The sequence below is a fragment of the Catellatospora chokoriensis genome, assembly GCF_011297315.1.
Classification (GTDB): domain Bacteria; phylum Actinomycetota; class Actinomycetes; order Mycobacteriales; family Micromonosporaceae; genus Catellatospora; species Catellatospora citrea.
This window is the reverse complement of record NZ_JAAOTI010000033.1, coordinates 73958-96309: the sequence shown is the minus strand read 5'-3', so window position 1 is coordinate 96309 and position 22352 is coordinate 73958. Positions and strand designations below refer to the sequence as shown.

General features: G+C 71.8%; 27 protein-coding genes and 1 pseudogene. 6 read left to right on the top strand and 22 right to left on the bottom strand.

Annotation, left to right across the window (positions count from 1 at the left end):
• Positions 1–3: 3 nt before the first annotated feature.
• The gene (locus HAV39_RS35655; protein ID WP_239120742.1) at positions 4–225 is read left to right on the top strand and encodes a DUF2631 domain-containing protein; all 222 of its coding nucleotides are present in this window, start codon (positions 4–6) and stop codon (positions 223–225) included.
• 66 nt (positions 226–291) lie between these two features.
• Here the strand turns inward: HAV39_RS35655 and HAV39_RS35650 are convergent, their stop codons facing one another.
• The 8 genes from HAV39_RS35650 to HAV39_RS35615 form a co-directional block, all read right to left on the bottom strand.
• Positions 292–1380 carry a DivIVA domain-containing protein gene (locus tag HAV39_RS35650; RefSeq protein ID WP_191843561.1) on the bottom strand — a complete coding sequence of 363 codons (1089 nt, stop codon included), beginning with the start codon at positions 1378–1380 and terminating at the stop codon, positions 292–294.
• Positions 1381–1477: 97 nt separating this feature from the next.
• Positions 1478–2605: a dual-specificity RNA methyltransferase RlmN gene (rlmN, locus tag HAV39_RS35645; RefSeq protein WP_191843560.1), complete on the bottom strand. Its 1128-nt coding sequence runs from the start codon at positions 2603–2605 to the stop codon at positions 1478–1480.
• A 108-nt stretch (positions 2606–2713) separates the two neighbouring features.
• Positions 2714–3805, bottom strand: coding sequence for a phosphatidate cytidylyltransferase (locus HAV39_RS35640; RefSeq protein WP_191843559.1), 1092 nt, complete (start codon positions 3803–3805; stop codon positions 2714–2716).
• On the bottom strand, positions 3805–4362 hold the full coding sequence (gene frr / locus HAV39_RS35635) for a ribosome recycling factor (protein ID WP_191843558.1): 558 nt from the start codon (positions 4360–4362) through the stop codon (positions 3805–3807). Before frr ends, HAV39_RS35640 begins: the two co-directional genes overlap by 1 nt.
• A gap of 308 nt (positions 4363–4670) precedes the next feature.
• Positions 4671–5390: a UMP kinase gene (gene pyrH / locus HAV39_RS35630; protein ID WP_120318522.1), complete on the bottom strand. Its 720-nt coding sequence runs from the start codon at positions 5388–5390 to the stop codon at positions 4671–4673.
• Between the two features lie 109 nt (positions 5391–5499).
• Positions 5500–6327, bottom strand: coding sequence for a translation elongation factor Ts (gene tsf / locus HAV39_RS35625; RefSeq protein WP_191843557.1), 828 nt, complete (start codon positions 6325–6327; stop codon positions 5500–5502).
• A 78-nt stretch (positions 6328–6405) separates the two neighbouring features.
• Entirely contained in the window at positions 6406–7242 is an 837-nt protein-coding gene (rpsB, locus tag HAV39_RS35620) for a 30S ribosomal protein S2 (RefSeq protein ID WP_191843556.1), read from the bottom strand.
• Positions 7243–7499: 257 nt separating this feature from the next.
• Positions 7500–8354: a hypothetical protein gene (locus tag HAV39_RS35615; protein WP_191843555.1), complete on the bottom strand. Its 855-nt coding sequence runs from the start codon at positions 8352–8354 to the stop codon at positions 7500–7502.
• A gap of 161 nt (positions 8355–8515) precedes the next feature.
• On the opposite strand from HAV39_RS35615, the gene HAV39_RS35610 reads away from it, so the two are divergent.
• From HAV39_RS35610 to HAV39_RS35595, 4 genes are all read left to right on the top strand, one after another.
• Positions 8516–8875, top strand: coding sequence for a YraN family protein (locus tag HAV39_RS35610; RefSeq protein ID WP_191843554.1), 360 nt, complete (start codon positions 8516–8518; stop codon positions 8873–8875).
• Positions 8876–9058: 183 nt separating this feature from the next.
• On the top strand, positions 9059–10579 hold the full coding sequence (locus tag HAV39_RS35605; protein ID WP_191843553.1) for a YifB family Mg chelatase-like AAA ATPase: 1521 nt from the start codon (positions 9059–9061) through the stop codon (positions 10577–10579).
• Positions 10576–11781 (top strand): DNA-processing protein DprA, encoded by a 1206-nt coding sequence (dprA, locus tag HAV39_RS35600; protein ID WP_191843552.1) that lies wholly within the window; start codon positions 10576–10578, stop codon positions 11779–11781. Before HAV39_RS35605 ends, dprA begins: the two co-directional genes overlap by 4 nt.
• An 11-nt stretch (positions 11782–11792) precedes the next feature.
• The gene (locus tag HAV39_RS35595) at positions 11793–12962 is read left to right on the top strand and encodes an aminotransferase class V-fold PLP-dependent enzyme (RefSeq protein ID WP_191843551.1); all 1170 of its coding nucleotides are present in this window, start codon (positions 11793–11795) and stop codon (positions 12960–12962) included.
• A gap of 43 nt (positions 12963–13005) precedes the next feature.
• Here the strand turns inward: HAV39_RS35595 and HAV39_RS35590 are convergent, their stop codons facing one another.
• From HAV39_RS35590 to HAV39_RS35525, 14 genes and pseudogenes are all read right to left on the bottom strand, one after another.
• Positions 13006–13590, bottom strand: coding sequence for a murein hydrolase activator EnvC family protein (locus HAV39_RS35590; protein WP_191843550.1), 585 nt, complete (start codon positions 13588–13590; stop codon positions 13006–13008).
• A 119-nt stretch (positions 13591–13709) separates the two neighbouring features.
• Positions 13710–14027 (bottom strand): DUF2469 domain-containing protein, encoded by a 318-nt coding sequence (locus HAV39_RS35585; protein WP_020523399.1) that lies wholly within the window; start codon positions 14025–14027, stop codon positions 13710–13712.
• Between the two features lie 138 nt (positions 14028–14165).
• Positions 14166–14798 (bottom strand): annotated as a pseudogene (locus HAV39_RS35580) (ribonuclease HII); the annotation flags it as partial.
• On the bottom strand, positions 14792–15256 hold the full coding sequence (locus HAV39_RS35575) for an NUDIX hydrolase (protein ID WP_191843548.1): 465 nt from the start codon (positions 15254–15256) through the stop codon (positions 14792–14794). The pseudogene HAV39_RS35580 and the gene HAV39_RS35575, both read right to left, overlap by 7 nt.
• 54 nt (positions 15257–15310) lie before the next feature.
• Positions 15311–15952, bottom strand: coding sequence for a signal peptidase I (gene lepB / locus HAV39_RS35570; protein WP_191843547.1), 642 nt, complete (start codon positions 15950–15952; stop codon positions 15311–15313).
• 54 nt (positions 15953–16006) lie between these two features.
• Positions 16007–16642 carry a signal peptidase I gene (gene lepB, locus HAV39_RS35565; protein WP_191843546.1) on the bottom strand — a complete coding sequence of 212 codons (636 nt, stop codon included), beginning with the start codon at positions 16640–16642 and terminating at the stop codon, positions 16007–16009.
• Between the two features lie 35 nt (positions 16643–16677).
• Entirely contained in the window at positions 16678–17565 is an 888-nt protein-coding gene (gene lepB / locus HAV39_RS35560; protein WP_239120846.1) for a signal peptidase I, read from the bottom strand.
• A gap of 175 nt (positions 17566–17740) precedes the next feature.
• Positions 17741–18097, bottom strand: coding sequence for a 50S ribosomal protein L19 (gene rplS / locus HAV39_RS35555; RefSeq protein WP_120318509.1), 357 nt, complete (start codon positions 18095–18097; stop codon positions 17741–17743).
• Between the two features lie 160 nt (positions 18098–18257).
• Positions 18258–19028 carry a tRNA (guanosine(37)-N1)-methyltransferase TrmD gene (gene trmD / locus HAV39_RS35550; RefSeq protein WP_191843570.1) on the bottom strand — a complete coding sequence of 257 codons (771 nt, stop codon included), beginning with the start codon at positions 19026–19028 and terminating at the stop codon, positions 18258–18260.
• Between the two features lie 5 nt (positions 19029–19033).
• Positions 19034–19552 carry a ribosome maturation factor RimM gene (rimM, locus tag HAV39_RS35545; RefSeq protein WP_191843545.1) on the bottom strand — a complete coding sequence of 173 codons (519 nt, stop codon included), beginning with the start codon at positions 19550–19552 and terminating at the stop codon, positions 19034–19036.
• Between the two features lie 18 nt (positions 19553–19570).
• The gene (locus HAV39_RS35540) at positions 19571–19834 is read right to left on the bottom strand and encodes an RNA-binding protein (RefSeq protein WP_120318507.1); all 264 of its coding nucleotides are present in this window, start codon (positions 19832–19834) and stop codon (positions 19571–19573) included.
• A complete protein-coding gene (gene rpsP, locus HAV39_RS35535) occupies positions 19806–20270 on the bottom strand; it encodes a 30S ribosomal protein S16 (RefSeq protein ID WP_191843544.1) in 465 nt (154 codons plus the stop codon). Before rpsP ends, HAV39_RS35540 begins: the two co-directional genes overlap by 29 nt.
• 121 nt (positions 20271–20391) lie before the next feature.
• Complete coding sequence (locus tag HAV39_RS35530) at positions 20392–21060, bottom strand: DUF402 domain-containing protein (protein ID WP_191843543.1); 669 nt, start codon at positions 21058–21060, stop codon at positions 20392–20394.
• 37 nt (positions 21061–21097) lie between these two features.
• Complete coding sequence (locus tag HAV39_RS35525; protein ID WP_191843542.1) at positions 21098–21748, bottom strand: ribonuclease FAU-1 family protein; 651 nt, start codon at positions 21746–21748, stop codon at positions 21098–21100.
• A 199-nt stretch (positions 21749–21947) separates the two neighbouring features.
• Between HAV39_RS35525 and HAV39_RS35520 the strand changes: the two genes are divergently transcribed.
• A complete protein-coding gene (locus tag HAV39_RS35520) occupies positions 21948–22322 on the top strand; it encodes a hypothetical protein (protein WP_191843573.1) in 375 nt (124 codons plus the stop codon).
• Positions 22323–22352 lie beyond the last annotated feature (30 nt).

The following is a 22352-nucleotide window of genomic DNA, read 5'->3' as shown; positions in this document are numbered from 1 at the left end:
ATCGTGGCCGCAGAAGAGCCGGTAACCTCGCCCGACCAGCACGCTCCCACGCCGGTGAAGGCCGCCCGGATCGCCGGGACCGTGGTGATCGTCATGCTGCTGCTGATGCTGTTCGGCAACCACGAGGGCAATGTCGAGTCCATCTGGCTGATCGGCATCGCCGGGATCCTCGCCGCGATCATGATCATCGACGTCGTGCTGCGCCGCAACGGCCTGCGCGACTGACCTGGCAAGAAACGGCCCCGGCCGCGCCCGTGAGGGCTGCGGCCGGGGCCGTCGTGCTGTCTGCGGTCAGCGCCGGCCGACGATGTCGCGCACCTCGCGCAGCGCCTGCTCGACCTCGGCCTCGTAGTAGCCGCCGGGCACCAGGTTCAGGCGGCCCGCGTCGAGCTCGCCCTCGTTGACCGTGCCGCCGGTGCGCCCGGACAGCGAGCCCAGGACGCTCTCGAACAGCCGGTCGACCTGCTGCGGGTCGTAGCCGCTGCCGAACCGGCGCAGCTGGAACGTGCGCCGCAGCTGGTCCACCCGGGCCAGCTCACCCGTGTACGCCGGGCCCGCGGGCGCGGCCGGCGGCGGGGGCGGCGGGGGCGCGAAACCGCCGCCGCCACCGTACGTGGACGGGTTGGCCGAGGCCGGGGGCACCGCGCCGAACGTGTTCGTCGCGTCGTTGTCGTACCCGCCGCGCTGCGGCGCGCCGCCGTACACCGGCTGCTGCGCGGTCACGGAGCCGAAACCGCTGCTCGGCCCGTACGGGTCGACGCGCGGGGGCTCGTTGCGGGGCGGCTCCGGCATACGCGGCGGCTGCGGCCGCTCCATCCGGATCTCGCTGGTCATGTCGGCGCGGCCGTGACCGCCGCCGAAGCCGTCGAAGCTGCCCTGCGGGCCGGGTGGCACCACGGGAGCCTGCTGCTGGCTGCCGGGCCCGGGACCCATCGAGCTCTGGCCCGCGTACGAGGGCTGCTCGTCGAAGCGCGGCTGCTCGTAGCGCGGCAGCGCGCCGGTCGGCGCGTTGGCGGCCGGGGTGCGGGTCGGCAGCGGCGGGGGCGGCGGGCCCATCCGGTCGGGCACGGGCGCGGGGGCCGGCGTCGGACCGCCCAGGCCGGCCCGCAGCTCGGCGCCGCGACCGGGGGCGGCCGGACGCTCCTCCAGCTCGGCGAGCTGCCGCTCGACCCGGTCGAGGTGCAGGTCGACCTGCCATTCGTCGTATCCGCCGAAGCGCACCCGGAACACGACGTCCCGGACCTCCTGCGACCTCACCTCGGGACCGACCGGGGCGCCGTTGAGCGTCGCCTCCACCCGGTCGAGGAACGTGTCCACCTCGTCGACCTTGTAACCGCGACGGACCGCCCGGCGGCGGAACCGCTGACCATGCGAGCTCACGCCGAAACCTCAATCCTGTAAACGCTCATGTCTTCTCCTCGCTGCGCTCGCACGCAGCCATGAGTCGAAGGCTTCAAGATTCGCTCGCAGGGCTCGCTCATCCCTCAACCTCGCTCGCAGCCAACTGTCCACATGCGCCGTCAATCTCGCGTCCCCGGGTGTCACGCACCGTAGTGGCCACTCCGGCCGCACGCAACCTCCGGACGAACTCCCGCTCCACCGGCTTGGGACTGGCGTCCCACTTGCTGCCCGGTGTGGGGTTGAGCGGGATGAGATTGACGTGCGCCAGCCGCCCCGCCAGCAGGCGACCCAGCAGGTCAGCCCGCCACGGCTGGTCGTTCACGTCTCTGATCATGGCGTACTCGATGCTGACCCGGCGTCCCGTGCGGGCGGCATACGCCCACGCGGCGTCGAGCACTTCGGCGACCTTCCACCGTTGGTTCACCGGCACGAGTTCGTCGCGAAGGTCATCATCGGGCGCATGCAGCGAGAGCGCAAGAGTCACGGAGAGGTCTTCCTCCGCGAGCTTCCGCATCGCGGGAACCAGACCCACCGTGGAGACCGTGATGTGCCGCTGGGACAGCCCCAGGCCCTCCGGAGCGGGGCTGGTCAGGCGGCGCACGGCGGCGATGACCCGGTTGTAGTTGGCCAGCGGCTCGCCCATGCCCATGAAGACCACGTTGCTCAGCCGGCGTGCTTCGCCGCCCATCACCCCGGACTGGGCGACCCCGGCGAGGTACACCACCTGGTCGACGATCTCGGCGGTGGACAGGTTGCGGGTCAGCCCCGCCTGGCCGGTCGCGCAGAACGGGCACGCCATGCCGCAGCCGGCCTGGCTGGAGATGCAGACCGTGACCCGGTCGCCATACCCCATCAGCACGCTCTCGACCAGCGAGCCGTCGTGCAGCCGCCACAGCGCCTTGCGCGTCTCGCCGTCGTCGCAGGCCAGCTCTCGGACAGGGGTGAGCAGCTTGGGCAGCAGCTGCTCGGTGAGGCGCTCGCGCGCGGCGGCCGGGATGTCGGTCATGCCGGCCGGGTCGCGCTCCAGGCGCCCGAAGTAGTGCGTCGACAGCTGGGTGGCGCGGAAGGCCTGCTCACCGAGGTCGGACACGGCGCTGCGCCGACCGGCGAGATCCAGGTCGGCGAGGTGGCGCGGCGGCATGGAGGAACGGCGCGCGGTCGCGCCGTCACCATCGGTAACGGAAATCAGCGGAAGGCTCGTCATGACTGGTCCAGTGTCCCACGTTCACACGAGGGCGACAGCCCTCGATGGTGCCAACAGTGCTGCTCGCGGTCGTGCCACGCCCACCTGCGCCGCGCGCTGTGTCTCACCTCACGCCACAGGGGCGAGCACGGACAGCAACAGGTAGGCCGTCGGCACCGCGAACACGATCGAGTCAAGTCGATCCATGATGCCGCCGTGGCCGGGCAGGATGTTGCTCATGTCCTTGATGCCGAGGTCTCGCTTCAGCAGCGACTCGGCGAGGTCGCCGAGCACCGCCGCGACGGAGACCACCATGCCGAACAGCACGCCCTTCCAGGGGGCCACGTCCAGCAGCGCCCACAGGATCGCCGCGCTGCCCGCACCGGTCGCGATGATCGAGCCGGCGAAGCCCTCCCAGGACTTCTTCGGGCTGATCGTCGGCGCCATCGGATGCTTGCCGAACAGCACGCCCGCCACGAACCCGCCGGTGTCGGACAGCACCACCGCGGCCAGCGTCGCCAGGATCCGCCACTGCCCGTCCGCGGGTGTGGTCAGCGGCGCCGCGAAGCCGAGCAGGAACGGGACGTACACCATGGTCAGCGCGGCCGCGCCCATGTCCCGCTGGTAACCGGCCGGGCCGTCGCCCATCCGCCACACCATCGTGGCCAGCACGGTGATCAGCAGGCCGATGCTGAGCGCGTCCACGCCGGAGAACCAGGCCAGGCACATCATCGCCACGCCGCCGCCGAGCAGCGGGATCAGCGGCGGACGCGCCCCGGAGGTGCGCAGCGCCCGCGTCATCTCCCAGATGCCCAGCCCGGCCGCGGCCACCAGGATGACCAGGAACAGCGGCTTGAAGAAGAACAGCGGGGTCAGGATGACCAGCAGCAGGCCGACCGCGACCAGGATGGAGACGGGCACGTTGCGCCCCGCGCGGCCGTAGTCCCTGGCGGCCGGCTCGTTCTCGTCACCGTCGGCGGCACCGCCGGGCGTGCCGGCCTGGTCGTGTCCGCCGGTCCCGTCGTCGCCCGGGTCGCCGTAGCCCGCCGCGGCGCCGTGTTCGGCGTGTGCGGAGGCGTCCTCGCGGCGGCGACGCCCGCCGCGGGAGTCCTCGGCCGGCCGGTCGGAGGGGTCGGTATACGCGTCGGGCGCGGCATCGTAGGGCTGCCGCGCCCGGGAAGCGCCGGACCGGCGAGGGTCCGCGTCGTATGGCTCGCTCATCAGACTTCGAGCAGCTCGACTTCCTTGTGCTTGATGAGCTCGTCGATCTGCGCCACGTACTTGGCGGTCAGGTCGTCGAGCTCCTTCTCCGCCCGGCGTCCGTCGTCCTCGCCCGCCTCACCGTCCTTGACGATGCGGTCGAGCTCCTCCTTGCCCTTGCGGCGCACATTGCGGATGGCGACCTTGGCGTCCTCGCCCTTGCTCCGCGCGACCTTGGTCATGTCGCGGCGGCGCTCCTCGGTCATCGGCGGCACGAGGATGCGCAGCTGGTTGCCCTCGTTGCCCGGGTTGACCCCCAGGTCCGAGTCGCGGATCGCCCGCTCCATGGCCCCCAGCTGGGAGGCGTCGTACGGCTTGATGATCACCATGCGCGGCTCGGGCACGCCGATCGACGCCATCTGCGGCAGCGGGGTGGGCGTGCCGTAGTAGTCGATCACGATCTTGGAGAACATCGCCGCGTTGGCACGGCCGGTGCGGATCGCCGCGAGCTCCTCCTTCGCGTGCTCGACCGCCCGGTCCATCTTCTCCTCTGCTTCGAGGAGGGTGTCGTCGATCACGGGCTTCTCCGTCTCTGATCGTGTGCCGCGTCCGACCGGTGGCGGCGCGGCAGCCTGTGGGCCCCGTTCCGCGGCGACCTGGTCGCCGGGCACTGACTCCGTGCTGTGCTCTGTCTTCGATCATCCGCCTGACGGCGGCGTGATGCTCGCATCACGTCCGAGCCCGCGGGAACGTGTCCGCACCCGCGCACCCGTGCCACGGCCGGAACCCGTCCGCCACGCGGCCATAGGGTACCGCCCGTCACGTCCGTCCCTGCGCGAGGCGTCCCACCCCGCCTGTCCGACCCCGCGCAGGGGCGGGGTCGGGGTCAGGAGGCGGTGATCAGGGTGCCGATCTTGTCGCCGCTGACGGCGCGGACGATGGTGTCGTCGCCCTCGGCGCCGAACACCAGCATCGGCAGGCCGTTGTCGGCGCAGAGGCTGAACGCGGCGGCGTCGGCCACCCGGATGTTCTGCCGCAGCACCTCGCTGAACGTGATCTGGTCGATCCGCACCGCGTCGGGGTTGGTGCGCGGGTCGGCGGTGTAGACCGCGTCGACGCCGTTCTTGCTCATCAGCACCACGTCGGCGTGGATCTCCAGCGCGCGCTGGGCCGACACCGTGTCGGTGGTGAAGTACGGCATGCCGGCGCCGCCACCGAAGATCACCACGCGGCCCTTCTCCAGGTGCCGGATGGCACGCAGCGGGATGTACTGCTCGGCGACCTGGGCCATCGTGATCGCGGTCTGCACGCGCGTCTCGATGCCCTCCTTCTCCAGGAAGTCCTGCAGCGCCAGGCAGTTCATCACCGTGCCGAGCATGCCCATGTAGTCGGCGCGGGCCCGGTCCATGCCGCGCTTCTGCAGCTCGGCGCCGCGGAAGAAGTTGCCTCCGCCGACGACGACGGCGACCTGCACGCCGCGGCGCACCACGGTGGCGATCTGGCGGGCGACCCCGGCCACGACGTCCGGGTCGACGCCTACCTCACCACCGCCGAAGACCTCGCCGGAGAGCTTCAGCACGACCCGATTGAACTGGTGTCCGGACATCAGCGACCTTTCGTCTCACCGTCGGCGACCCCGCGGACGGTAGGGAAAAGGGAGGCCGTTGGCTGACACCAGCGACCTCCCTCCTTCAGTGCGTTCCGCTCGGGGCGGCTCAGGCCTGGCCGACCTCGAACCGCGCGAAGCGGGTGACCTCGATGCCGGCCTCGGCCAGCACCTGCTTGACGGTCTTCTTCTGGTCGGTGACCGACGGCTGCTCGATCAGGACGAAGTCCTTGAAGAACGAGTTCACCCGGCCCTCGATGATCTTCGGCAGGGCGGCCTCGGGCTTGCCCTCCTCGCGAGCGGTCTGCTCGGCGATGCGGCGCTCGGACTCGACGACCTCGGCCGGCACCTCGTCGCGGGTGACGAACTTCGGCCGCATCGCCGCGATCTGCATCGCGACCGAGCGGGCGTCGTCCGCGCCGGCCTCGTCGGACTTGCCGCTGTACTGCACGGCCACGCCCACCTGCGGGGGCAGGTCGGCGCTCTTGCGGTGCATGTACACCGCGACCGCGCCCTCCAGCACCGCGAAGCGGCCGATGACCAGCTTCTCGCCGATCTTGGCGGACTGGTCCTGCATCAGGTCGGCGACGGTGCCGTCACCGATCTTCGAGGCGAGCAGCGCCTCCACGTCGGCCGGCTTGGTCTCGGCGACGTGGGCGACCAGCTGCTCGGCCAGCGCGATGAACGCGTCGTTCTTGGCGACGAAGTCGGTCTCGCAGTTCAGCTCGAGCAGGGCGTTGCCCTTGTGCGCGACCAGACCGTTGGCGGTGGAGCGGCCGGCACGCTTGCCGACATCCTTGGCGCCCTTGACGCGCAGGATCTCCACGGCCTTGTCGAAGTCGCCCTCGGCCTCCTCGAGCGCCTTCTTGCAGTCCATCATGCCGGAGCCGGTCAGCTCACGGAGCCGCTTGACGTCTGCAGCGGAAATAGTGGACATCAGTTCCCTCTTTGGTAGAAGACTTCGCAAGTCGTACCACACGGTGCGGGTCTGGGACCCGCACCGTGTGACAGCGGGTCACTCAGCGGCGGCGGGAGCCTCGGCCGGGGCGGCCTCGGCGGCCGGCTTGTCACCGGTCAGCAGCTCCTGCTCCCACTCGGCCAGCGGCTCGTCGGCCGCGACGGTGCCGGGCTCCGGCTTCACGTCGCCGCCACGCGCGGCCTTGCCCGAGCGGGCGATGAGGCCGTCGGCCACCGCGGTCGCGATGACCTTGGTCAGCAGCTCGGCCGAGCGGATCGCGTCGTCGTTGCCCGGGATCGGGAAGTCGACCTCGTCCGGGTCGCAGTTGGTGTCCAGGATCGCGATCACCGGGATGCCCAGCTTGCGGGCCTCGTCGACGGCGATGTGCTCCTTCTTGGTGTCCACGATCCAGACCGCGGACGGGAGCTTGCTCATGTCCCGCAGACCACCGAGGGTCTTGGTGAGCTTGGTCTTCTCCCGCGACAGCTGCAGGGTCTCCTTCTTGGTGTACCCCGCGGCGGTGCCGGTCAGGTCGATCGACTCCAGCTCCTTCATCCGCTGCAGGCGCTTGTACACCGTCTGGAAGTTGGTGAGCATGCCGCCCAGCCAGCGGTGGTTGACGTAGGGCATGCCCACGCGCGCGGCCTGCTCGGCCACGGCCTCCTGGGCCTGCTTCTTCGTGCCGACGAACAGCACGGTGCCGCCCTCGGCGACGGTGTTGCGGACGAACGCGTACGCCTTCTCGATGTAGTCGAGCGTCTGGCGCAGGTCGATGATGTAGATGCCGTTGCGCTCGGTGAAGATGAAGCGCTTCATCTTCGGGTTCCAGCGACGGGTCTGGTGCCCGAAGTGAACGCCGCTCTCGAGCAGCTGGCGCATGCTGACCACAGCCATGTGTAGGCCAATCTCTCGGCACGGGCGCAGGCCCGTGCTTTTCCCTGGTTGAACCGGCAGCCGGCGGCTGCCGCCTGGCGCCCGGTCGTCGGCCATGGTGGAACCCCGCGAACGGGGACCAGGGAGGCCGCCGCCCTGCCTTTCTAAAGGCGGGAGGGCGCGCGAAGTCGACCACGTGAAGTGGTCGCGATACCCAAGTGTACGCGGTGTCCCGGGTCACCCTCGCCCGGGACACCGGCAACGCCGGGGTCGGCCGTTCAGGAGGCGGTCGCCGCGGCCAGCATCAGTGCCGCACCCACCAGCAGGTAGGCCAGCGGCGTGCGCAGCCAGACACGCGGACCCTGGAACTGCACCGCGGTGGCGGCGCCCGTGGTCAGCGCGTACAGGCCGAGGGCGAGGAACGGGAAGGCCGTCATCGCCAGCAGCGGAGCCAGCGCCAGACCGGCCTCGGTCTTGAACATGCCCGCCAGCAGTGGGCGCACCATCAGCAGCTCACCCAGCCCGGCCAGCGCCCAGAAGGCCACCAGCAGCGCCGGGCGCTTGCTGCGGTACAGCCCGTCGGACTCGGCCACCGAGCGGCGCACCGCGGCCGCGTCGACCGTCGAGGTCGGCTGCTGGATCGGGTCCTGGTGGCCCATCGGCGGGCCGGCCAGCGCGGGCGGCGACACCGGCCCGCGCTCGCGCGGGCTGCGCGGGGCGAAGTCGATGTCCGGCATCGGCTCGGCCTGGCGCGGGCCGCGCGGGGCGAAGTCCGCGTCCGGCGGGGGCAGCGGCGCGCCCGACCGGGATCCGCGCGGGGCGAAGTCCTGGTCGGCCGTCGGCATCGGCTGCCCGGAGCGCTGCCCGCGAGGCACGAAGTCCGGGTCCGGCGGGGCCTGGTAGCGGTCGCCGCCGCGGTCCCAGTCGCGCTCGTCGCGGCCGCCGCCGGGCCCGGGCCCGGCGCTCAGGTCGGCCAGCGAGGAGTAACGGCTGTCGCCGGAACGGGGGGCCGGCACGCGGGAGTCCCCGTCGAAGTCGTATGCGTACTGGTCCGCTGGGCGCCGGTCGTCCCGGCCGCCGCGCTGCTCGCGAAAAGGGCTCGGCCAGTCGGCGAAGTCGTCATGTCCGTCCACGGCCGCCCACCGTAGAGCAGATTTCATCTTCGCGCCAACGAGCCGCCGCCTTAACAGATCAAACCCATGATCAGGCGCGTATCCACAAGCGGCCCACCGTCCACAGCCGACACCCCCGCCGCCGTGGCGGGCGGGGTGTCCACCGTGTTGGCTCGGCGACCATGACGAAGGTGACACAGGCACTGGGCGCCTGGGGAGAACGCCTGGCCGCAGCGCATCTACTGGCCGCGGGCATGGTGCTGCTCGACCGCAACTGGCGGGGCGCGGCCGGGGAGATCGACATCGTGGCGCGCGACGGTGACACGTTGGTCTTCTGCGAGGTGAAGACCCGGCGCGGTGCGACGTACGGCACACCCGCCGAGGCGGTGGCCCGGGCCAAGGTCCGGCGGCTGCGGCAGCTGGCCGCGCAGTGGCTGGCCGTCAGCGGCATCCGCCCGGCCGAGGTGCGTTTCGACGTGGTCAGCGTCCACGCGCCGCGCGACGCCGACCCCGTCGTCGAGCACCTCCGCGGCGCGTTCTGACATGCGCGAACGAGCGCAGGCGCGACCCGGCGGCCCCGGAACTCAGCGCGGGCCGCAGCGAAGCGGAGGTTCGCGGCCAGCCGGCGGGCACGGAACCCAGCGCGGGCCGCAGCGAAGCGGAGGTTCGCGGCCAGCCGGCGGGCACGGAACTCAGCGCGGGCCGCAGCGAAGCGGAGGTTCGCGATGAGCTACGCGATGGTGCTGTGCGCGGCACTGGAAGGGGTGACCGGGCACCTGGTGCGGGTGGAGGCCGACCTCGCCGCGGGACTGCCGGTGGTGGTGCTCAGCGGCCTGCCCGACACCGCCCTGAACGAGGCCCGGGAGCGGGTCCGGGCGGCGATCACCAACTCCGGGGAGCGCTGGCCGCAGCAGCGCATCTCCATCAACCTCGACCCTGCTGACCTCCGCAAACGAGGATCTGCTTTCGATCTTCCGATCGCCCTGGCGATCCTCGGCGGCACCGGCACCCTGCCGCTGGCCGCGCTCGACGACGTGCTGGTGCTGGGCGAGCTGGGCCTGGACGGCTCGGTGCGCCCGGTGCGCGGAGTGCTGCCGATGGTCGCCGCGGCCGCCGGACAGGGGATCGCCAAGGCGATCGTGCCGGTCGGCAACGCCGCCGAGGCGGCGCTCGTGCCGGGGATGCGGGTGCTGGCCGCGGACACCCTGGGCCGGGTCATCGGCTTCCTGCGCGGCCGGTGCACCCTGCTCGAACCGCCGGCGGTGGCGGCTCGCCAGGTCGGGGCGGAGCCTGACCTGGCCGACGTCGCCGGCCAGGAGATGGGGCGGCTGGGTGTGGAGCTGGCCGCCGCGGGCGGGCACCACCTGGCGCTGTTCGGGCCGCCGGGCGCGGGCAAGACCATGCTGGCGCAGCGGCTGCCCTCCCTGCTCCCCCGGCTGGACGACGAGGCCTCGCTGGAGGTCACCGCCCTGCACTCGATCGCGGGGGTGCTCGCCCCGGGTGAGCCGCTGCTGCGCAGGCCGCCCTACCAGGCACCGCACCACACCGCTTCGGTGGCGGCGCTGGTGGGCGGCGGCAGCGGGCTGGCCCGGCCCGGCGCGCTGTCGCTGGCGCACCGGGGTGTGCTGTTCCTGGACGAGGCCCCCGAGTTCACCCGGCATGCGCTGGACACGCTGCGCCAGCCCCTGGAGGGCGGGGTCGTCACGCTGGGCCGATCGCGCGGCGTGGTGGTGTATCCGGCGCAGGTGCAGCTGGTGCTCGCGGCCAACCCCTGCCCGTGCGCCCGCCCGTCCGGCGACTCCGGGTGCGCCTGCACACCGCAGGTGAAGCGGCGCTACCTGGGTCGCATCTCCGGGCCGCTGCTCGACCGCATCGACATCCGGCTGACGCTGCCGCCGCTGAAGGCCTCCCACCTGTTCACGGACGCGTCCGTGCGCGAGTCGTCGCAGGTGGTGGCGCAGCGGGTGGCCGCCGCGCGGGCGACGGCCGCCGCGCGCTGGGCCGGGCTGGGCGCGCGCTGCAACGGCGAGGTGCCCGGCACGGTGCTGCGCCAGCGCCGCTGGCGGCTGCCCGACGACGTCACCGACGGGCTGCGCCGGCGGCTGGACACCGGGGAGATGTCCGCCCGCGGACACGACCGGGTGCTGCGGATGGCCTGGACGCTGAGCGACCTGGCGGGCCTGGACCGGCCCGGCAAAGACGAGATCAACATCGCCCTGACCCTGCGCGACGGAGGCAACGCATGAACATCCTCGACGTCCCCACCGGCTCCGCCGACGAGCAGGCGGTCCGCGACGCCCGCATCGTGCTGGGCACCCTGGTCGAACCCGGCAGCCGCCCCCTGTACGAGCTGGTCACCGCACACGGACCGGTCGAGGCGCTGGACCGGCTCGCCTCGGGCCGCGAGGGCGGGCAACTCGCCGAGGCCGCCGCACTGCGCCTGCGCGGGCGGCCGCCCGCGGAGTTCGCCGCACGGCTGTGGGAGCGCTCGGTCCGGTTGGGCGTGCGCATCCTCACGCCGGAGTCCGGGGAATGGCCCGCGCGGCTGGCCGATCTGCGGCACATCAGCATCGACGGCCCCAACACGATCGACCGGGACACCTACCCGCCGCAGTGCGTGTGGCTGCGCGGCCCGCACCGGCTCGACGACGCAGTCGAGCGGTCCGTGGCGATGGTCGGCGCGCGGGCCAACACGGTCTACGGCGGGCACGCGGCGACCGACCTGGGCTACGGGCTGGCCGAACGGGGCTGGACGGTGGTCTCGGGCGGCGCGTACGGCATCGACGCGATCGCGCACCGGGCCGCGCTGGCCGCGGGCGGACCGACCGTGGCGGTGCTGGCCTGCGGCGTGGACCGGCCGTATCCGCTGAGCAACAACGCCCTGTTCGACCAGATCGCCGAGGAGGGGCTGCTCATCAGCGAGTGGCCGCCGGGCACCGCGCCGTTCAAGGTGCGCTTCCTGGTGCGCAACCGGGTCATCGCGGCGCTGTCACGGGGCACGGTGCTGGTGGAGGCTGCCGCGCGCAGCGGTGCCCGGCAGACCCTGCGCCGGGCCCGGCAGCTGCGCCGCGCCGCGATGGCGGTGCCCGGCCCGATCACCTCTGAGATGTCGGTGGGCTGCCATGAGGAGCTGCGCCGCGAGCCGCACGAGCCGGTGCGGCCGGTCGCCACCGTGGCGCAGGTGCTGGAGGAGGTCGGCGGGATCGGCGAGCTGGCTCCGGTGCCGCGCGGCGCGGACCGCCCGCTGGACGGCCTGGATCCGGTGGAGCGGCAGCTGGTGGACGCGGTGCCGCGGCGCGGCGGGGCGTACGCGGAGCAGATCGCCGCCGACGCCGGGGTGTCCCTGCGCACCGCGCTCGCGATGCTGCCGTCCCTGGCCCTGCGCGGGCACCTGCGCGAGCACGGGGGCGGGTTCGCCAGGCCCCTGCCGACCGGGCGGAAGGCCTAGACTCCGCGTACATGACCGGTGTACCCCCCGCCCCGCTGGACGGCGCCCGCGAGCTGTTCGCGCTCGACCCGGCGGTCGCGCATCTCAACCACGGCTCGTTCGGCGCGGTCCCGGTGCCGGTGCGCGAGGCACGGCAGCGGCTGATCGACGAGCACGACGCGAATCCCACCCGGTTCGTCACCGCAGGGCTGTGGGAGCGGGTGGCGCGGGCGCGCGACGCCGCGGCGGCGTTCTGCGGGGCGGATCCGGCCGGCAGCGCGTTCGTCGCCAACGCCACGACGGGCACCTCGCTGGTGCTGGCGGCGGTCGCGGCGGGCGAGGGTGACGAGATCGTGGTCACCGACCACGGCTACCACGCCGTCGAGCTGGCCGTGGACGACCAGCACCGGCGGCGCGGCGTGCGCGTGGTGACGGCGCCGGTGGAGCTGGGCGCGTCCGAGGCGGACACGGTCGCCGCGGTGCTGGACCGGGTCGGCCCGCGCACCCGTCTCGTGATCGTCGACCAGGTGTCCTCGGCGACCGCGCAGCGCCACCCGGTGCACGCGATCGCCGCCGCGCTGCACGAGCGGGGCGTGCCGCTGCTGGTCGACGGCGCCCACGCGCCCGGCATGCTGGACCGCCCGGTGGCGGGGCTGGCGGCCGACTTCTGGGTGGGCAACCTGCACAAGTGGGCGTTCGCGCCACCGGGAGCCGCGCTGCTGCGGGTCGCCCCGGACTGGCGGGACCGGATGGTGCCGCTGGTGGTGTCGCACTCCCAGCCGGACGGCTTCCCGCTGTTCCTGGAGCAGCAGGGCACCCTCGACCACAGCCCCTGGCTGGCCGTGCCCGCCGGGCTCGCCGTGTTCGACCGGTACGGCTTCGACACGGTCCAGCGGCACAACGTCGCGCTCGCCGCGTTCGGCCAGCGAGTCCTCGGGCAGGCCCTGGGCATCGACCCGGACACGCTGCCCGACCCGGGCCCGGAGGTGCCGATGCGGCTGCTCCCGCTGCCCGAGGGGGCGGCTCGCGACCTCGCCGACACGGCCGCGCTGCGCACCCGGATCAGCGTCGAGCTGGGGGTCGAGCCCAACGTGATGTGGTGGCGGGACCGGGCCTTCATCCGCATCAGCGCCCAGATCTACAACAACGCCGCCGACTACGAGCGCTTCGCCGCCGGGCTGCCGGACCTGCTCCGCCGCTGAGCGGATGATCGCTGTTCGTGGAACGTGGGGTCAGCGCGCAGATTCAGCCCGCGAACAGTGATCTCCCGGGAGTGGGACGGCCGCCGGGGAGCAGGCGCACCCTGCCGAGGCCGAGCACGGCCAGCGGGTCGAGGTAGACGGTGCCACGGCGCAGGCCCCAGTGCAGGCAGGCGGTCGCGGAGCAGCCGGGGTGCCCGGCGGCCAGGATGCCCAGCGGCGTGCCCGCGGTCACGGTGTCCCCCGCCTTGACCAGCGGCGTGACCGGTTCGTAGGTGGTGCGCAGGCCGCTGGGATGGTCGACGCTGACGACGCCGCGCCCGGCGAGCACCCCCGCGTAGACGACGGTTCCGCCACCCGCGGCCAGCACCGGCGATTCCGGGGCGGCGGCCAGGTCGACGCCCCGATGGCCCGGCAGCCAAGGCTGCGGCGGCGGATCGAATCTCCGGACCAGGTGCGGCGAGCCCGCCAGCGGCCACCGCCACGCGCCGGGCGCTCGCAACCCGGGCGCCGCGTCGGCGGAACGCGCCACCGGGACGACGCGGCGCGTCGTGGTGGAGTGGGCGTGGGAGGTCGGCAGGGATGCGCCGATGATCAGCAGGAGCGCCGCCGCGGGCGCGATAGTCCTCACGACGGCAGCGTGCCCGGCGGCGGGGCCTGCTCGCGAGGGCCTGCCGGGCACGCCTGTGGACAACCGGGCGGTTGTGGACAACCACCCGATCACGCGCCCGGTGTGCTAGGACCGGATGCTCAGAATCCGCCCTCGGTGGGCAGCGAGATGTCGGGCTTCTCCAGCTCCTCGACGTTGACGTCCTTGAAGGTCATTACCCGGACATTCTTCACGAACCGGGCGGGACGGTACATGTCCCACACCCAGGCGTCGTGCATCTCGACCTCGAAGTAGACCTCGCCGTCGGAGTTGCGCACGTGCAAGTCCACCTGGTTGGCCAGGTAGAACCGTCGCTCCGTCTCCACCACGTAGGAGAATTGGCGCACGATGTCGCGATACTCCCGGTAGAGCTGCAGCTCCATGTCGGTCTCGTACTTCTCGAGATCCTCTGCGCTCATCGTTCGCCCTCCTGCGGCCCACATCCTGCCGATGAACCGTACCGCGCCGCGCCCAGCGGCGCGCGTTTAGCCACGGAGGCCGGTCGACGCCGTCAGCTCGGCCACCCCGCGCCGCTCCGCGCGCCCCCGCTCCGCGCGTGCCACGTTCTGGTACGAGCGGCGGTGCACCGGGCTCGGCCCGTGCTCCTCCAGCGCCGCCTGGTGTTCGGCGGTGCTGTACCCCTTGTGCAGCGCGAAGCCGTACTGCGGGTACACCATATCGAGCTGTGTCATGATCCGGTCGCGCGACACCTTCGCCAGCACACTGGCCGCCGCGACACAGGCCGCGACCTGGTCGCCCTTCCACACCGCGAGGTTCGGCACGCCGAGCCCGTCCACCGGGAAGCCGTCGGTCAGCACGTACGACGGGCGGGCCGACAGCGCGGCCAGCGCGCGCCGCATGGCCGCCACGTTGCACACGTGCAGCCCACGCGAGTCGATCTCGTCGGGGCCGACGACCACCACCGCGTACGCCAGCGCGGTCGCCTGCACCACGTCGAAGATCCGGTCGCGGGTGGCCGGACTGAGCAGCTTCGAGTCGGTCAGACCCTCGATCTCGGCCCGCTTGGCGTCCGGCAGCACCACCGCCGCGGCCACCAGCGGCCCCGCACAGGCGCCACGGCCCGCCTCGTCGGCCCCGGCCACCACCGCGAACCCCCGCCGCTGCAGCGCGCGCTCCAGGGCGTACACGCCGCCTTCGGCGCGCAGCACCGGGCGCGACGGGCTCAGCACGGGCCGACCCCCGCGCCGTCCAGCACCGCGACGATGTCGGCCGGGTAGAGGAGCTCACCGGTCTCCCGCAGCTCCCGCACGCTCCACCAGTGGTGGGCGTGCACCCACCGTCGCTCGACCTCGTCGAAGCCACTGGTGTCGACGTGCCACTCGGGCACCCGTACCAGATAGAAGTCCTGCTCCTGGCGGTAGGCGACGCCGGCGAACGAGAACAGCGCGACCTCCGAGTGCACCGCGGGACCCAGCTCGGCCGCGGGCACGGCCAGGCCGGTCTCCTCGTACAGCTCGCGGGCGGCCGCCTGCGCGGTCGTCTCGCCGTCGTCGAGGCCGCCACCGGGGGTGAACCAGTAGTGCACGTCCGGGTGAGTCGGGTCGCTGCCGCGGAACAGCAGCACCCGCTGCGCCGCGTCCACCAACAGCACCCGTCCGGCCCGCCTCGACCGGCGCTCTGCCTGCATGTCATGCAGCCTAATTCGTGCGACCCGCCCGGCACACGCCGGGCGCGGGAGGCCTCACTTGCCCGGCGACGGGTCCGGCACGGCGGCGAAGGTATCCGGCACGGTCAGCCAGGTGGCCCGGTCGAACGGCCAGAACAGCACGAAGGCCCGCCCGACGAGCGCGTCCAGCGGGATCGTCGCCTGCATGATGTCCTGATTGTGGCCGTTGTAGTTGGCCAGCGAGTCGGCGGAGGCCTCGCGATGGTCGCCCATCACCCACACCCGGCCCGCGGGCACCGTGATGTCGAACGGCGCCGGGGCCGCCTTGTTGCCCGGGAAGACGTACGGCTCGTCCAGCGGCTGCCCGTTGACGGTGATCCGGCCCTGCGCGTCGCAGCAGACCACGTGGTCGCCGGGCACCCCGATGACCCGCTTGATGAAGTCCTCCTGCTCCGTGGAGCTGCGCCAGCTCTCCGGGGCCTCGAAGACGACGATCTCGCCGCGTTCCGGCTCGCCGAACTCGAAGGCGAGCTTGTTGACCAGCACGCGGTTGTCGATGAGCAGCGTCTGCTCCATCGAACCGGTGGGGATGTAGAACGTCTGCACCACGAACTGCCGCACCAGCAGGGCGACGACGAGGGCCACCACCAACAGGACCGGCAGTTCTTTCCAGAAGGATCCCCGGCCGGCGCGCGGCTTCTTCTCGTCGTCGATCATGCGCCGGAGCCTACGCGGCACGCGTGCTTCCGGTGACCCCACCTCTACCCTGTGTCAGCCTCCGGACGCCGGCTCCGGCACGCCCGCGAACGTGTCGGGGACCGTCAGCCAGGTGGTCCGGCTGAACGGCCAGAACAGCACGAAGGCCCGGCCGATCACGGAGTCCAGCGGGATCGTGGCCTCCTCGATGTTCTGGCCGTGGTTGTTGTAGTTGGCCAGCGAGTCGCCCGAGGCCTCGCGATGGTCGCCCATCACCCACAGCCGGCCCTCGGGGATGGTGACGTCGAACTCCTCGGGCGCCATCTTGTTGCCCGGGTAGACGTACGGCTCGTCGAGCGGGTGGCCGTTGACCTGGATGCGCCCCTGCGGGTCGCAGCACACGACGCGGTCGCCGGGCACCCCGATCACCCGCTTGATGTAATCCTCGTGCTCCGGGGTGTTACGCCAGCTTTCGGGTGACACGAACACGATGATCTCGCCGCGCTCCGGCGCGCGGAAGTCGTAGACGAGCTTGTTGACCAGCACCCGGTCGTCGAGGTCCAGGGTGTGCTCCATCGACCCGGAGGGGATGAAGAACGTCTGCACCACGAACTGCCGCACCAGGAATGCCACGATGATGGCCACACCCAGCAGGATCGGCAGCTCGCGCCAGAACGACCCCTTGCTGCTTTTGGTCTGCTCGTCAATCACGCACGGAGCCTACGCGGCGAAACTGCAAACGACGATCACCCGAGCTGTGTTGCCCTGTCGCGTGTAAGCCTGCGGCGCACCACGACCGCCCCGAGCAGCAGCGGCAGGACCACCGACACCGCCGCGCCGGAGTCCGGAGCGGCGGCGCCCGCCGCCGGACCGGCGTCCGGCACCTTGTCGAAGACCTCCTGGTGGGCCACGGATCCCCAGCGGCTCAACGGCAGCGCGACGACCATCGCCTTGCCGATGACGTCATCGATCGGCACCTGGCCCTGGCAGCGCGAATCCTGCGACACCAGGCGGTGGTCGCCCATCACGAACAGCATGCCCGGCTCGACGATGACCTCGTCGAAGTCACGCGTGTTGCAGCTCTTGTCACCCTTGTCACCGCGCGGGGAGTTGCGGATCACGTACGGCTCGTCGATGGGCACGCCGTTGACGTAAATCCGACCCTCGACGTCGCAGCAGGACACCCGGTCCCCGGGCAGGCCGATGACGCGCTTGATGAAGTCCTTCTCGCCGGGCTGGCTGATGCCGACGAGGTCGCCCACCGTCCGGCCGAGCTTGGAGAAGAAGCCCGCGTCCGGGTCAGCGCCGTTCTCCGGGGCCCAGTTGTCGGGGCCCTTGAAGACGATGACCTCGCCGCGGGTGGGGTCGCGGAACTCGTAGACCACCTTGTTGACCAGCACCCGGTCGCCGACCAGCAGGGTGTCCTCCATCGAGCCGGAGGGGATGTAGAACGCCTGCATCAGGAAGGTGCGGATGAGGACCGCCAGGCAGAACGCCACCACCAGCAGCAGCGGCAGCTCCTGCCACAGCGGCATGCCCTTGCGGCCACGGCGGCTGCGGCGGCGGCGCTTCTTCCACTGCTCGCCCGTGAACCCGTCGTCGTGGGATGCCCTGTTGGTGGGGAGGAGTGCCACAACTGCCGCCGCTCGTGAAGTTCGCCACTTGATGTCGGCCGCAAGCCTAGAAGAACGGAGAACTTTTCGGGAGTCCCGTTCAGCCAGTGATACGAGCTTTAACAGACGGGTGGGGATACGAAACGGGCGGCGACTCCCGAAGGTGTCACCGCCCGTGTCCGGCGTAAGCGTGGTCTCAGGCGACCTTGGCCTCGCGCAGCTCCTTGATCTTCGCCTTCTTGCCGCGAAGGTCGCGCAGGTAGTAGAGCTTGGCGCGGCGCACGGCGCCACGGGTCACGACCTCGACCCGGTCGATGGCGGGACCGTGGAGCGGGTAGGTGCGCTCGACACCCACGCCGAAGCTCAGCTTGCGGACCGTGAAGGTCTCACGCAGGCCCGAGCCCTGGCGGCGGATGACGACGCCCTGGAAGACCTGCACACGGGACCGGTTGCCCTCGACGACCCGGGCGTGCACCTTGACGGTGTCACCGCCCCGGAACATCGGGAGGTCGGTCCGCAGGGAGGCGGCGTCAAGTGCGTCCAGCGTGTTCATCGCTGCATCCTTGAATCTCAGCGCATCGGCTGCCGATACGCGTGTGGGCGATACTGACCCAGGCGGGCGCCGCACGGGGCGGTGTGTGCTTGAGTCCTCGTCGTCGCGCACGGCGTGCCCGACAGACGGCAGACGTCACCGTCCGCGGACGGCAACCCCTCTACTCTGCCACATCGACCGGGCGGGCCGGAAATCCGGCCCCGTCGAGTAGAGCGAGGTCACGCTTGTCCAGGGTGGCCGGGTCCAGCGCGGCCAGCAGGTCCGGCCGACGGGCGGCGGTGCGCAGCAGTGCCTGGTCGCGCCGCCAGCGGGCGATCTTGCCGTGGTCGCCGGAGCGCAGGATGTCGGGCACGTCGTGCCCGCGCCACGACTGCGGCTTGGTGTAGACCGGCGTCTCCAGCAGGCCGTGCGCGTGCGACTCGTCGGCCAGCGAGTCGGCGTTGCCGAGCACCCCGGGGATCAGCCGGGTGATCGCCTCCAGCATCACCAGCACCGCAACCTCGCCGCCGAACAGCACGTAGTCGCCGAGCGACACCTCGCTGACCGGCATGCGCTCCGCGGCATGGTCCAGCACTCGCTGGTCGATGCCCTCGTAGCGGCCGCACGCGAAGACCAGGTGCGGCTCGGCGGCCAGCTCGTACGCGGTGGCCTGGGTGAACGGGGCGCCGGCCGGGGTCGGCACCACCAGCCGCGCCGGGGTGCCCCGCGGCACCAGCTCGTCGAGGGCCTGACCCCACGGTTCGGGACGCATCACCATGCCCGGTCCCCCGCCGTACGGGGTGTCGTCCACGGTGCGGTGCACGTCGTGGGTCCAGCCGCGCAGGTCGTGCAGGTGCAGGTCGAGGACCCCGGTGGTGCGCGCCTTGCCGATCAGCGACAGCTCCAGCGGGGCGAAGTACTCGGGGAAGATCGTGACGACGTCGACGCGGATGCCGCTCACAGGTCGAACAGCCCGCCGGGCGGGTCGACGACGATCCGGCCGCCGGGCACGTCCACCTCGGGCACGATGGCGCTCACGAACGGGATGAGGCCGGTGCGGCCGTCGGGCATGCGGACCACCAGCAGGTCCGACGCGGGCGCGTGGTCGATGCGGACGACCTTGCCCAGCGACTCGCCGCCGACGGTGACCACGTCGAGCCCGACCAGCTGGTGGTCGAGGAACTCGTCCGGGTCCTCCGGCGCCGGCACCTCGGCGGAGTCGACGTTGAGGACCGCGCTCTTGGCCAGCTCGGCCATGTTGCGGTCCGGGATCTCCGCGAACGTGACGATCAGCTCGCCCGAGTGCGGGCGCGCCTCCTCCACGGTCAGCTTGCCCGGCAGTCCCGCCACGGCGGGCTCGACGATCAACGTCGAGCCCACCGCGAAGCGCAACGCGGGCTCGTCAGTGCGCGGATGCACCAGGACCTCGCCCCGGATGCCGTGCGCGCGCATGACATGTCCGACGATCAGAAGCATGTGATTGCTGATCCGCCGTCAGAACGCGTCGACGATGTCGACACGGATGCCCTTGCCGCCGACCGAGCCGACCACCTGGCGCAGGGCCCGCGCGGTGCGACCACCACGGCCGATGACCGTGCCGAGGTCCTCGGGGTGAACCCGGACCTCCAGCCGCGGCCCGCGGCGGTTGTCGACCAGACGCACCCGGACGTCGTCCGGGTGGTCCACGATGCCCTTGACGAGGTGCTCCAGCGCGGGCCGGAGCGCGGCGTCAGCTCTGCTGCTCGTCGCCGGCCGCAACAGTCTGCTCCTCAGCCTTGGCCTCGGCTGCCGGCTCGGCAGCCTTCTCCGCCTTCGCGGCCTTCTTGGCCGGGGCGGCCTTGGCGGGCTCGAGACCCGCGGCAGCCTGGGCAGCGGCCTCGTAGGTCGCCTTGCGGTCGGCCTTCGGTGCGGCCACCAGCAGCGGCGGCGGGGCCGGCAGGCCCTTGAACTTCTGCCAGTCGCCGGTCTTGGAGAGGATCGCGATCACGGACTCGCTCGGCTGCGCGCCGACCGACAGCCAGTGCTGCACCCGGTCCGACTTGACCTCGATGACCGAAGGGTCTTCCTTCGGCTGGTAGATACCGATGTACTCAATCGCCTTGCCGTCGCGCTTGACGCGCGAGTCGGCGACGACGATGCGGTACTGCGGGTTGCGGATCTTGCCCATCCGCAGAAGCCGGATACGAACGGCCACGGTTTTACACTCCTGTGGGATTGAGGTGAGCGCCATCGCCCTGCGTGGGGTTGCCGGGCTCCGTTGCTCGAGACATCGCCGCGCCCCGGAAGTTAGAGGGCAGCCGGAAACGCACCGAATATCAGCTAGTCATTGTGCCAGACGGAACCGGACGGATCGCGCGCGGGCGGTCCCAACCCGCTGTGCGCCGCGGCACCGGCCAGGCGGGATCGGGACGGAAGTCACACCACGTCCCGTCGAACGGGAACCGCCCCGCCTCGGCGATCTCGATGAGCCGCGCCCCGTCGGCCCGGATCCGGGCGGCGCCCGCCTCGTCCCAGTAGTCCGCATGGCCGGTCTTGGCGGCGAGCTCGCCCTCGTCCTTCCAGCGCCAGCTCAGATCCGGCTCCACCAGCACGTCGAGGGCGTTGTCGGCGAAGTCGACGCCGCACACGTCCCCGTCGCGCCAGCGGACGAAAGGGTCCTCCAGGTTGCCGTACCAGCTGCCGAACCGCCCGCCCGGGAAGAACCACCACACCGACCACGGCTCGTCCGGCCGCTGCCACATCAGCAGGTCGTTGCCGGCCCACACCAGCGGACGCAGGATCGCGTCCGGCCCCAGCTCGTCGAGGGTGCCGTCATGGTGGCTGCGGCCGTCCTCGGTCATGATCCGCCAGTACGTCGTGCCGGCCGGCAGCCACAGCAGCAGGCCCCGCTCGCTGTCCTCCACCACGGTGGTCGCCTGGAGGAAGGTGATCCGCCCACCGCGCCAGCACCGCCGCAGCACGGTCTGTCCCGTCTCGAAGTACATGCGCCGCGACCTTACCGGCCCGCCGCGGCCGGCGGTGTCACGGCCGGGCGCGGGGGCGGTCCCAGCCGGCCGGGACGTCGGCGGGCACGTCCCAGGCCGGGTCGGGCTGGAAGTCGCACCAGGTGCCGTCGAACGGGAAGGCGCCCGCCTCGATCAGCTTGACCACGCGCTCGCCCTCGGCCCGCACCGCCTCGCCGTCGGCCACCCAGTAGTGCTGCGGGTACGCCAGACGCTCGGCGAACTCCTCTTCGTCCTTCCAGCGCCAGGACCGGTCCGGGGTGACCACGATGTCGAGGTCCTGGTCCACGATGTCGACACCGGCGACCCGGCCGTCGTCCCAGCGCGTCCCGGACTCCTCCAGGTTGACGTACCACTTGGTGAACCGGCCGTCGTCGTCGCGGAAGAACCACACCGAGTGGTCCTCGCCGCGCGGCAGCCACTTGAGCAGGCTCGGCCCCGACCAGGTGACCTCCCAGAGCTTCGTCTCCGTCTCGATCCACTCCGAGAACGGCATGGCCCGCAGGCCCCGCCGGTCGACCGCGAGCCGGTCCAGCATCGGCGCGCCGCGGGGCACCCACAGCAGCAGGCCCTGCTCGTCGTCGGCGGCGACCACAGCGGTCTTGAGCAGGCCGATCCGGTGGCCGTGGAAGTGGCGGTGCAGGATCACCCGTCCGGGTTCGAAACGCATGTGCCAAACCCTAGCGAAAAACTTGATTGACCAAGTCGTACGACACTAGAGTCGACCCGACGCCACAGCACCACAGCACCACCCCCGGCCGCTAATGGGAGAGCGGGAACGGGCGGCTCACACCGGGCGACCGGACCGGATTGGGAGTGTGGCCGCTCCTGAGTAGTCCCTTTGCAGTCAGACTCAGGAGGACGTGGGAATGTCGATTCCCGTCGAACAGCACCAGCACGCCGAGCACAAGCGCATCCTGAAGATCGACGAGGATGCGACCACGGTCATCGTGGAGGTCGGCCAGATCGCCGAGACGCAGCGCAAGCACACCGCGATGCTGGAGCGGCACACCGTGTACCACCAGCAGCACCGGTCCGACCTGACCGGGCTTCGGCGCGACCTGGAGGACACCCGCGCCGAGATGAACACCCGCTTCTCGGCACTGGACGACGACGTAGCCGGACTGAAGACCGACGTAGCCGGACTGAAGACCGACGTAGCCGGGCTGAAGACCGACGTGTCGCAGATCAAGGACACGCTCGGTGTGATCCTGTCGCGGCTGCCCGAGCAACCGGCAGCCTGACATGACGCGGAAGCGGCCCCCGGAGCCTGA

Coding starts and splice junctions, on each gene's coding strand:
- rlmN (WP_191843560.1), bottom strand. CDS start 2,605: ATGACGAGCCTTCCGCTGATTTCCGTTACCGATGGTGACGGCGCGACC.
- HAV39_RS35640 (WP_191843559.1), bottom strand. CDS start 3,805: ATGAGCGAGCCATACGACGCGGACCCTCGCCGGTCCGGCGCTTCCCGG.
- pyrH (WP_120318522.1), bottom strand. CDS start 5,390: ATGTCCGGACACCAGTTCAATCGGGTCGTGCTGAAGCTCTCCGGCGAG.
- tsf (WP_191843557.1), bottom strand. CDS start 6,327: ATGTCCACTATTTCCGCTGCAGACGTCAAGCGGCTCCGTGAGCTGACC.
- rpsB (WP_191843556.1), bottom strand. CDS start 7,242: ATGGCTGTGGTCAGCATGCGCCAGCTGCTCGAGAGCGGCGTTCACTTC.
- HAV39_RS35610 (WP_191843554.1), top strand. CDS start 8,516: ATGACGAAGGTGACACAGGCACTGGGCGCCTGGGGAGAACGCCTGGCC.
- HAV39_RS35605 (WP_191843553.1), top strand. CDS start 9,059: ATGAGCTACGCGATGGTGCTGTGCGCGGCACTGGAAGGGGTGACCGGG.
- dprA (WP_191843552.1), top strand. CDS start 10,576: ATGAACATCCTCGACGTCCCCACCGGCTCCGCCGACGAGCAGGCGGTC.
- HAV39_RS35595 (WP_191843551.1), top strand. CDS start 11,793: ATGACCGGTGTACCCCCCGCCCCGCTGGACGGCGCCCGCGAGCTGTTC.
- HAV39_RS35585 (WP_020523399.1), bottom strand. CDS start 14,027: ATGAGCGCAGAGGATCTCGAGAAGTACGAGACCGACATGGAGCTGCAG.
- HAV39_RS35575 (WP_191843548.1), bottom strand. CDS start 15,256: ATGCAGGCAGAGCGCCGGTCGAGGCGGGCCGGACGGGTGCTGTTGGTG.
- lepB (WP_191843547.1), bottom strand. CDS start 15,952: ATGATCGACGACGAGAAGAAGCCGCGCGCCGGCCGGGGATCCTTCTGG.
- rplS (WP_120318509.1), bottom strand. CDS start 18,097: ATGAACACGCTGGACGCACTTGACGCCGCCTCCCTGCGGACCGACCTC.
- rimM (WP_191843545.1), bottom strand. CDS start 19,552: ATGCTTCTGATCGTCGGACATGTCATGCGCGCGCACGGCATCCGGGGC.
- HAV39_RS35530 (WP_191843543.1), bottom strand. CDS start 21,060: ATGTACTTCGAGACGGGACAGACCGTGCTGCGGCGGTGCTGGCGCGGT.
- HAV39_RS35525 (WP_191843542.1), bottom strand. CDS start 21,748: ATGCGTTTCGAACCCGGACGGGTGATCCTGCACCGCCACTTCCACGGC.
- HAV39_RS35520 (WP_191843573.1), top strand. CDS start 21,948: ATGTCGATTCCCGTCGAACAGCACCAGCACGCCGAGCACAAGCGCATC.